Annotated in this window: 3 protein-coding genes; all 3 read right to left on the bottom strand. The window is 46.8% G+C overall.

Annotation, left to right across the window (positions count from 1 at the left end):
* Positions 1-603: tyrosine-type recombinase/integrase (locus RMO35_RS23770; protein ID WP_396135722.1), on the bottom strand; the 603-nt coding region annotated here is incomplete at its 3' end.
* 12 nt (positions 604-615) lie between these two features.
* A complete protein-coding gene (locus RMO35_RS23765) occupies positions 616-1,587 on the bottom strand; it encodes a nucleotidyl transferase AbiEii/AbiGii toxin family protein (protein ID WP_309744985.1) in 972 nt (323 codons plus the stop codon).
* Positions 1,584-2,294, bottom strand: coding sequence for a hypothetical protein (locus RMO35_RS23760; protein WP_309744983.1), 711 nt, complete (start codon positions 2,292-2,294; stop codon positions 1,584-1,586). The genes RMO35_RS23765 and RMO35_RS23760 overlap by 4 nt, the downstream gene beginning before the upstream one ends.
* Positions 2,295-2,358 lie beyond the last annotated feature (64 nt).

Below are 2,358 nucleotides of genomic sequence, written 5' to 3'. Positions count from 1 at the left end.
ATCGATCGCCACCTTCGCTCGTTTCCCCTTCCCCAAAATCGTTAACTTCTGCTGCTGGGGCAAAAAATCCTCGATATTCGCACTGGCAATTTCCCCCCGCCGGAGCGCATTCCCCCAGAATAACAGCATAATCGCATAATCCCTCACCCCGATCGATGTACTCGGATCGATCGCCTCCAACATCGATTTAAACTGTTCGACAGAAATGCCCCTAGTATCGCGATAGCTTTCACTGGGAATGCTCTCGATATCGCCCAGATCGATCGTAGTTTTACCCAGCTTCCGCGCCATCTCCACCAAACTCTTAATCGCCGCCAGCCGGACATTAATCGTGCTAGGTGCCAGTTTTTTATCGATCGAGTGACGACGATACCTTAATACCATCTCAATTGCCGCATATCGATCGAGTGTCAGAAATTCTGAAATCTTCTCTGAAGTCGCAGAGCTACTATAAGCGAACTGACAGAAATTCTCGATCGCTTTGACATACTGTTTTCTGGTGCTATCGGCGATCTTCAACTGCCCAAACTCCGCCCAGAGATTATCCACAGCAACGACAGGAGCGGTGACAGGAACTATCTTTTGAATGACGATCTCAACCATAATTACTCCTCATTACAGCCAAGCGCGACAGGATTCAAAACAACCAACTATTTCCTCCCAAGTTGGAAAGTCTCCATAACATAAGGGCCGACATTGCAGAGTATATTCCTGACTCAAATAAGACTGCAACTCTGAATCAGGGAATAGAGCAAAACTATCCCGAAAACTCAGTTCTGGCGGCGGCGTATAGCTATCGCCAAAACTAGCCCGACTAATCCTGTCGCAATCTAACTTGAGTTCTTGATACTCACCACTTTCTAATAGGGTGCGGACTTCTGATTGCTGAAATAAACAGTAGAGGTCGTAATAATGGCGAGTATACTTGCCCAAACGTTCTCCCCGCTCGATATACTGCTCGACTCGACTGTGGATGGCAAACAACTTTTCAATCGCAGTGCGCCGAAAATCCAGTAGGAGCATCGGAAAACTAGTTTCTTCCTCAGTACCCAAATTCTCGCCTACCGCCCGCAGGAAGTCCACTAGATAGGAACTGAGTTCGATCTTCTGAATCGGATAGTCACCGCTGCGGGTGCCCATTTCCAGTAAAATTTGTGGAGCAATCAGTGAGATACTTTCGGCTCCTTGAAACATCGACAGGTAATCAAAATAGCTATTTCGACTCGCGCCCCGCTTGCGATTTCCCAATTTATCTACTAGAGTTAATCCTGGATATAAAGCAACAGCAGCTTCAATTTCGGTCAATTCTCGGTCTACGCGATTGGCTCCCAACGGTGGCATAAAGGCTTGTTTATTCAGGAACAGATCGATATCTTCCGAAAATCGATCGATCAGTTGCCAACCTTTCGATAAACTGGTTCCCCCTTTGAAAATAACTTCTCCTTGCCACCTACTCGCGATTATTCGCAGAGCTTCAGTCACATAGTAATCCTTTTCGATTAACTGGGTAGAAATGCCCTTCGGCGCAAAGTAGGTGCTAGCTGCCACGATTGCATCGCGAAATTCTGGATGTTGATGAAGTCTCATTTAGCTTGCCACTCCTGGGCGTACCAGAGAGTACTCAATTTTCCAAATTCAAACCGCGAGTAAGGATTCAATCCCGTTCTCAACTTTTGTAATAAGTCCTTTGCATATTTCAACTCCTGTCCGATTGCTCCTAGCATCGCTCGAACTCGCGGCGGTTCGGCATGAGCGATTTCAACCAATCGCTCGAATCGTCCAGGGACTCGAAAGTGATTCAGTAGTTGCTGGTTTGTCTCTACGGGTGATAAGTCGCTCCATTCCCCCCGCGATCGTAAAAAGTCTAGTAAGGCTGCTTCGGTAGCCGATAAATTCTCCCAGGTACTCGGACGACGGGTAAAGAGTTTGGCTCTTTGTCCCAACCACGCTGTCGGTAGACTACTCGCAGTAGTGGCGAAAGTTCCATCGATTGCATTTTGAGTCGTAAATCCGAGTAAATTAGCAGCATTTACTCCGGCTGGATAGACGTGGGTTTGAGTGAGTTGGTAGGGTAATTCAGATCGAACTGGTTGGCTGTAACCAAATCGAGTGGGGCGAGGATGGTAGTAATGTCCCTTGCTGATCCGTTGGAGGATGCCTTCTTTAACCAATTGGGTGAAAGTTTTAGCGATGGTGGCTGAGGGATAGTCTGATAAATCTTGATGGTTCCAAAATCTTTCCCCGCCAGCAAGAATCCGTTGGCGGATAGATTCAGTCTTGGTTAGGGTTTTCATTGCGTGAAGAATGGCATACCAGTCACTATCTCAATTTTAAGCTATTTTCCAGGTTTTTAACAAA

It is taken from the genome of Chamaesiphon sp. OTE_20_metabat_361 (assembly GCF_031364565.1).
The sequence above is the reverse complement of the archived record's forward strand: the minus strand, read 5'-3'. Positions and strand labels throughout refer to the sequence as shown.

What these genes read in the sequence shown, in the direction of transcription:
- RMO35_RS23765 (WP_309744985.1), bottom strand. Translation starts at nt 1,587, where the DNA reads ATGAGACTTCATCAACATCCAGAATTTCGCGATGCAATCGTGGCAGCT.
- RMO35_RS23760 (WP_309744983.1), bottom strand. Translation starts at nt 2,294, where the DNA reads ATGAAAACCCTAACCAAGACTGAATCTATCCGCCAACGGATTCTTGCT.